Source organism: Martinezella sp. CNPSo 3890, assembly GCF_057784455.1.
The window spans coordinates 261,534-268,605 of the sequence record NZ_JBXSOR010000008.1 but is presented as its reverse complement, the minus strand read 5'-3'; the positions used below and the strand labels follow the sequence as shown (position 1 = coordinate 268,605).

Here is a 7,072-nt window from a genome sequence, read left to right as displayed (position 1 = left end):
AGCACAAGGATGCCGCATTCAAGGCGCTGCAGGTGCTGACAGGCCCCAAGGCCGCTGAAATCCTTGGCGCGGCCGGACGCGCACTGCCGGCCCGGCTTGCACAGCAGACCGCCTGGTATGACGGCGCTGCCAAGAATATCAGCGGCACACGCGATACGCTGCAATATATATTTGCCCACACCACACCGTTCCGCATCAACGAGAAATGGAACCAGTTCGAGAATCTGGTGATGCAATATGTGCCGCTCGCGCTGACGGGAGACTCGAAACCCGAAGGCGTATTGAGCGACATTCAGAGCCAGCTGCCATAGACCGGACGTCTCGTCGGCCTGCGGCCGGGCTCATCGCTCGACCGCAGCGCCATCGCCGGAAAGGAGAGGCCCATGATGCTGGGCAAGCATACCGACATGATCGCAAGACCAAGGCCACGCTCGCGCAAATGGTTCAGAGGCGAGGGATGGACGGCACTGTTCTTCCTGCTGCCGGGCCTGATCGGCATCGTCCTGTTTCTCGTCCTGCCGATCCTTGCCTCGATCGCGCTCAGCTTCACCAATTGGCAGCTGCTCGGTACGCCGCGTTTCGTCGGCATTTCCAACTATGTGCGCCTGTTTACGACCGACCCGCAATTCTGGACGGTCTTGCGCAACACCCTCTTCTTCACCGTCGAATATCTTGTACTGAACATCATCATCTCGCTCGGGCTGGCGACGTGGATTTCGAGCCTGAAGATCGGGCAGCGTTGGTTCCGGGTGATCTTCTTTCTCCCGACCTTCACCCCACTGATTGCGGTCGCCATGGTCTGGATGTTGATCTTCACCAGCGGCGGGCTTTTCGACAGCCTGATGGCCTCACTATCGCTGCCATTGTCGGGCGTGCTGAACGATCGCACACTTGCCATGCAGGCGGTCGTCCTCACCTCGATCTGGGCCGGCGTTGGCTACAATACCGTTCTCTTCAACGCCGCGCTCGACATGGTGCCCGCAAGTTACCTCGAAGCAGCCCGCATCGATGGCGCGACGGCCTGGGACCGCTTCTGGAAAATCCGGCTGCCGCTGATTTCGCCCACGCTGTTCTTCGGCACCGTCATGACGGCGATCACCTCGCTGCAGGTCTTCGACCAGATTTTCGTCATGACCAAGGGCGGGCCGGGATCGTCGACCGCGACGCTCGGCTATGCCATCTACCAACGCGGCTTTCAGAACTTCCAAATGGGCTACGCCTCTGCCATCGCCTGGGTGATGTTCGCGCTGATCATGGCGCTGACGGCCCTGCAATTCTGGTTCCAGCGCAAATGGGTGCATTATGACGCTTAAATCCGAAGCCAGAACACGCCGGAAGCTGGTGCTCGATGTCGTCAATCACCTGGCAATCACGCTTGTCGCCATCGCCTTTCTCTTTCCCTTCTTCTGGATGGTATCGAATGCAGTGCGCTCAAATGCCGAGGTGACGGCGATACCCCCACGTATCCTGCCCGATATCTTCGAATGGGGTAATTTTGCCGCCGCCTGGACTCAGCTGCCCTTTGGCCGCTTCTTCCTCAACAGCGCCATCATCGCGATCTGCGTGACAGCGATCACTGTCGTCGTCTCCTGCCTTTCCGGCTATGCCTTCGCGCGGCTGAAATTCAGGGCGCGCGAAACGCTGCTGCTCGGTTATATCGGCACGCTGATGGTGCCGCCGCTGATGCTCATCATTCCGCTGTTTCTGATCGTCAACAAGCTCGGCCTGGTCAACACCTTCCCCGGCGTGATCCTGCCGATCTCCTTCGGCACCTTCGGCGCATTCCTGATGCGGCAGTTCTTCCTCTCCATTCCCATGGAACTCGAGGAAGCCGCCAGGATCGACGGCGCGTCCCGCCTACGGATCCTCGTCAGCATTATCGTGCCGCTATCCATGCCAGCGATCGGGCTTCTGTCACTCTTCACCTTCATCGGGCAATGGAACAACTTCCTCTGGCCGCTGATCGTCATGACCGGTGCCGACAATGCTACCCTGCCGGTCGGCCTCACCCTGTTCCAGACGCAGCAAGGCACGCAGTGGAACTATCTCATGGCGGGTGCGACGCTTTCCATGCTTCCGGGCATCTTCCTCGCGATCATCCTGCAGAAGCTCATCTACAGCAGCATCGCCCTCAATGCGGGCATGGGCGGTCGCTGAATTTTGGGAGAGATATTCATGGCGAAACTGACCATTCGCAACGCCATCAAACGCTACGGCGCGCTTGAAGTGCTGCACGGCGTCTCCGTTGCCGCACAGGATGGAGAGTTCGTGGTGCTTGTCGGACCCTCGGGCTGCGGCAAATCCACCTTGCTGCGGATGATCGCCGGGCTGGAAGGCATCAGCGACGGCGAGATCGAAATCGGTGACCGCATCGTCAACGATCTCGAACCCAATGAGCGCGATATCGCCATGGTGTTTCAGTCTTATGCGCTCTATCCGCACATGACAGTGCGCGACAACATGGCCTTTTCTCTGAAACTCGCGCGCCGCAGCCGCCAGGAAATTGAGCAAAGGGTGAACGATGCCGCAGCGATCCTCGATCTCGCCGCCCTGCTCGACCGCTACCCCCGGCAATTGTCCGGTGGGCAGCGCCAGCGCGTGGCAATGGGGCGCGCCATCGTCCGCAACCCCGCCGTCTTCCTCTTCGACGAACCGCTGTCCAATCTCGACGCCAAGCTGCGCGTGCAGATGCGCACGGAGATCAAGACGCTGCACCAGCGGCTTGGCACCACCATGGTCTACGTGACGCACGACCAGATGGAGGCCATGACCATGGCCGACCGTATCGTCGTCATGCGCGGCGGCCATATCGAACAGATCGGCTCACCGCTTGAGATCTACGACGCGCCTGCCAACAGCTTCGTCGCCGGCTTTATCGGATCGCCGTCGATGAATTTTATCGACGGCCTCGTCACCGACTTAAACGGGACGTTGGGGCTGCAGGACGCGCAAGATCTGCATTGGCCGCTGCCGGAAAGCGCCCGCCGCCATCTCGGCCGATCCGTCCAGCTCGGCATTCGCCCGGAACATATTGCCGTCGATACGGATGGCGTGCAGGCCAAAGTCATCATCATCGAGCCGACAGGCTCGGACACGCATCTGCAATTGCAGGCCGGCGCGCAATCAATCGTCGCAGCCATTAGGGACCGTCCCACCGTGTCACCCGGCCAGCCAATCCAACTGAAGATCGACCCGGCAAAGACACATCTGTTCGATCCGTCGAATGGCCAGCGCTTGCATTGAGAATGCTTCTCAGCTTGTGACGGAAGCCCCCGCAGCAACCTTCTCTCCTGATATCCACGATGGATTTAGACCGTCACATGGGGCACTGAAACCGGCTTGCGAATACCGGCCTGTTCGAGCAGCGGAAGAACCCGATCACGGAAATATGGGAATTCGGCATTGTAATCGACAAATGAAATGGTCGTTCCGCTGAAGCCCGCCTTGTGAAGGGCAAGAATACCCTCCGCCACCTGCTCGGGCGTCCCGATGAGCGGGAAACCACCATGTCCGGCAGCCATCCGGTCCCGGATCAATGCCAGAAGGTCATGCGGAAAGGATTGCGCATGCGCGAATTGCAGGCGCACCAGATTGTCGACCGCCTCCCAATCCGCATTGTCCTTTCCGAAATGCTGCAGATAGTCTCGCGCTTCGCCTTCCGTCGGCCGGCAGACCACATGGGCAAAAGTGAGGACACCCAAATTGCGACCGGCGGCTTTGCCCTGCTGTTTCAACTCCGCGACTTCAGTCGTGGAACGGCTCAGATCTATGGCCGGAGTAAACAGAAAGTCTGCATTCCGCACGGCAAAGGAGCGGCCTTGGCCGGAACCTGCAGCGTTGAGGATAGGTGCGCGATGCCCGGGGCGAGGATCGCCAAGTACATTTCTGAGATGAAAGAATTGCCCATCATAGTCAAAGGCCCGATCTCGCTCCCATAGGCTTTTGACGATATCAAACCATTCCTCCGCATAGGCATAGCGGCTTTCATGATCGGCGGGCAGGTCAAGCCCCAACGCTTCGTATTCCGGCTGGTTCCAACCGGCAACTATGTTGAGGCCGATCCGTCCTCGGCTGATTTGATCGATCGTCGCGATTTGCTTGGCGACGACGACTGGATGGTTCGCGGCCGTGTGAATGGTGGCAAAGACGTTGATGTTGTTCGTGCTGGCGAGCAAGCTCGCCGCCCATGTCATGGTTTCCAGCACATTGCCGTGAAAATTGGTGTCGCCGCCATATCCGATCCATCGGGCGATCGGCAACATGAAATCGATACCTGCTTCATCCAGCTGCTGGGCCAATTTCAGATTGTTGTCCCAGGAATTGACCCAGCGTTCCGGCACTTTGGTAACGCTCATGCCGCTGGAGCAATTGCTGGCGAAGGTGCCGAGCAAAAATTGCCCTGCGGCGAACATGGAGTTCTCCGACATTTCGTTCCCTTTATTTTTTGATATAATTTACGATAGAAATTTTATTTGAAACTTGAAGCTTGTCAACTCTCGCCGTCTTGGCGTCACCCCAATATCCCGCAAAGGAAGCATATGAGCACCGAAACCGAAGACCAGAAGGGCCATCCACGCGGCTTGGATCGAAGCTGGCATCTGGCGCAAACACCGCTGCAAGTGGACCTGACCGAATTGGAATTTGCCCTCATGCGCGCGTTCGAGGCCTTCGGACGCTGGCAAACCGAGTGTCTGGCTTCGGTCATTGGACTGGCAGCAAGCGGCCCTGAGAATGCCATGCTCCATATAATTCGCATGCATGATAGGCCTAAATCCATCAAGGATCTCGCGCGCCTGTCCAATCGAGAAGACATCCCGAACATGCAGTACAGCTTGAGAAAGCTGGTCGGTGCAGGACTGGTGGAACGAAAGGGCAGCGGCCGTTCGGGGGTGACATATTCGGTGACAGAAAAAGGTCGAGACGTCACAGATGAATACGCCGCAGTGCGCTCGACCCTTCTGGTAAAAGCTGTGCAAGGCGTCCCGAACCTGGGCCGCCGTTTGGAGGAAGCGTCCAGCACATTGGACTTGATGACCGGGATTTATGAGCACGTGGCCAGAAGCGCAGCGACGCATCGCCGTTTTACAGACGACTAGACTTGCTTAGGCGCGCAGTGCGGCAGCCGGGCTGGAGCGTAGCGCGCTGAACGCCGGCACGATGGAGATGATCGCGGCAACGGCTGCAAAGCCTCCGACAAGCCAGAGATCATTGAAAGAGAAACCGACGGGCAGGCGCACGGCGGTCGCTGCCGCCAGCCTGACGGAGATAACCAGCGCTGCCGCGTAGCCGAGGGCGATACCGAGCAGGATGCCGGCGGCGAACAGGACGAAGAGCTCGCCCCAGACGAGCGTGATGATCGAGCGGACCGGTGTTCCAAGCGCCCGCAAGGCGCCGATCTGCCGGCGCCGCGAGCCGACATGCATGATGGTGACCAGCACGATCGCGGCAATCACGATCGCCTGGGTCCCAAATGCGATCGCCAGCAGCAGGCTGCGGGCATCGCCGAGCGTTGCATAGAGCCTGGTCAACACCTCAGCCGGGAAAATGCCGAGCGTCGTACCCGTGCGGTATTCCTGCCGCAGGCGATAGGCATCAGCAATCGTCTTCGGCTTGACCAGAACGGCCGGAACGCCGGGCGTCTGCACGTCGAAATGCTCGTCGAGCGGCGCATTGGCATCGACATGACCGTGCTCATGGCCTTCTTCGCGCCCGTCGTCATGCTGATGCGGCTCGGCTGCGACATGCACATTGGCTTCGTCGCCATCATCGTCGTGATGGTCCGCGCCATGCATTCCGTGCAACTGCCAGACGGCACGGATCGGCACCAGGATGGCGCGATCCCAGGCTGTTCCCGTCGGCGCCATGCGGCCGGTGATCTTATAGGCGATGGCCGTATGGGTTTCGCCGCCGGTCTCGGCCGTGCCATGCATTGGTTTGACTTCCGCGCCGGTCGGCAAGGCGACATCCGCGCCAACAACCGCTTCGCCGAGACGCGCGAACATCACCCCCTGCGAGAGCGACGGCGAGAGGGACGAAATGAGGCCCGTGGTCGTGCCGACAATCGGATGTCCGTAGGCGGAATCGCCGAAGCCGACCGGTGCCGCCAGTTCGACACGCGGATCACTGGCAAGGCGAGACAGAACGGCACCCTCCATCAGCGGCAATGGCGCCGGCTGCAGGAAAACGGCGGAAAGCGCCAGCTGCGTTTCACTGCCGGCAGCCCCCACGAGCAAATCGAATTTTTCCGCGGCGCGCGCGCTGCCGAGCCGGACAGCCCGCTCCTGCAGAGTCACCGTCACGCTCAGCGCGACCGACAGGGCGATCAGCACCACGACGGCCAGCGCCCCGCTCCAGAAACGTCTGAGGTCGGCAAGGATGAAGGTGATCATTGCGCGGCAGCCTCCTGGCTGTCTTCCTCGATGCGCCCGTTTGCCAGATTGATGCGGCGGCCAAGGCGCTCGGCAAGTGCAGCGTCATGCGTGACGACGACAAGCGTCGTCCCCTCCTCGGCCGAAAGCTGCAGCAAAAGCTCCGCGACATCACTACCCGCCTGACGATCGAGGCTGGCGGTCGGCTCGTCGGCAACGATGACGCCGGGACGCGACAGCAGTGCGCGGGCAACGGCAACACGCTGCATCTCGCCGCGTGACAAGGTTTCGATCTTCTGCTGCGGTCGGGCGATACCGGTGACAGACAGCAGATAAAGTGCGCGTTCCCGCTCCTTGGCCGTAAGGCGCCGCGTCAGCTTGATCGGCAGCACGACATTCTCGAAGGCGGACAGGCCGGGAAAGAGATGAAAATCCTGCATGATAAGGCCGATATTGCGGGCGCGGAACGCATCGCGCCGGCCGGACGACAGGCGTGTGATCTCCGTGCCGCTCCAGGATATGCTGCCATTACCGACATCTTCCAAGCCGGTAATGGCGTTGACGAACGTGCTTTTGCCGGAGCCTGAAGCACCGGTGATCGCAAGCCTGCCGCCCGCCGGCAGATGGAAGCGGTCGATGGCGAGAACCGGCGCGGCCAGGCCGGGAAACTGCATTTCAAGACCGGAGATATCGAGCGCAAGCAT

At 60.2% G+C, this 7,072-nt stretch carries 7 protein-coding genes and 1 pseudogene; 5 read left to right on the top strand and 3 right to left on the bottom strand.

The genetic code is table 11. The annotated features are described in order from the left end of the window. From AC13RC_RS20295 to AC13RC_RS20280, 4 genes and pseudogenes are all read left to right on the top strand, one after another. Positions 1-311: pseudogene (locus AC13RC_RS20295) on the top strand (ABC transporter substrate-binding protein); the annotation flags it as partial. 96 nt (positions 312-407) lie between these two features. Next, positions 408-1,313 (top strand): carbohydrate ABC transporter permease, encoded by a 906-nt coding sequence (locus AC13RC_RS20290; RefSeq protein ID WP_371864856.1) that lies wholly within the window; start codon positions 408-410, stop codon positions 1,311-1,313. Beyond that, positions 1,303-2,157, top strand: a complete 855-nt coding sequence (locus AC13RC_RS20285; protein WP_488558270.1) for a carbohydrate ABC transporter permease — start codon at positions 1,303-1,305, stop codon at positions 2,155-2,157. The genes AC13RC_RS20290 and AC13RC_RS20285 overlap by 11 nt, the downstream gene beginning before the upstream one ends. Before the next feature lie 18 nt (positions 2,158-2,175). Further along, entirely contained in the window at positions 2,176-3,243 is a 1,068-nt protein-coding gene (locus AC13RC_RS20280) for an ABC transporter ATP-binding protein (protein WP_488558269.1), read from the top strand. Between the two features lie 65 nt (positions 3,244-3,308). On the opposite strand, the gene AC13RC_RS20275 is transcribed toward AC13RC_RS20280, so the two are convergent. After that, the gene (locus AC13RC_RS20275; protein WP_488558268.1) at positions 3,309-4,412 is read right to left on the bottom strand and encodes an LLM class flavin-dependent oxidoreductase; all 1,104 of its coding nucleotides are present in this window, start codon (positions 4,410-4,412) and stop codon (positions 3,309-3,311) included. A 126-nt stretch (positions 4,413-4,538) separates the two neighbouring features. Here AC13RC_RS20275 and AC13RC_RS20270 point away from each other — a divergent pair, with 126 nt between their 5' ends. Further along, the gene (locus tag AC13RC_RS20270) at positions 4,539-5,096 is read left to right on the top strand and encodes a winged helix DNA-binding protein (RefSeq protein ID WP_488558267.1); all 558 of its coding nucleotides are present in this window, start codon (positions 4,539-4,541) and stop codon (positions 5,094-5,096) included. A 6-nt stretch (positions 5,097-5,102) separates the two neighbouring features. Here AC13RC_RS20270 and AC13RC_RS20265 read toward each other — a convergent pair whose 3' ends face one another. After that, positions 5,103-6,389: an ABC transporter permease gene (locus AC13RC_RS20265; protein WP_488558266.1), complete on the bottom strand. Its 1,287-nt coding sequence runs from the start codon at positions 6,387-6,389 to the stop codon at positions 5,103-5,105. Next, positions 6,386-7,072 carry an ABC transporter ATP-binding protein gene (locus AC13RC_RS20260; protein ID WP_488558265.1) on the bottom strand — a complete coding sequence of 229 codons (687 nt, stop codon included), beginning with the start codon at positions 7,070-7,072 and terminating at the stop codon, positions 6,386-6,388. Before AC13RC_RS20260 ends, AC13RC_RS20265 begins: the two co-directional genes overlap by 4 nt.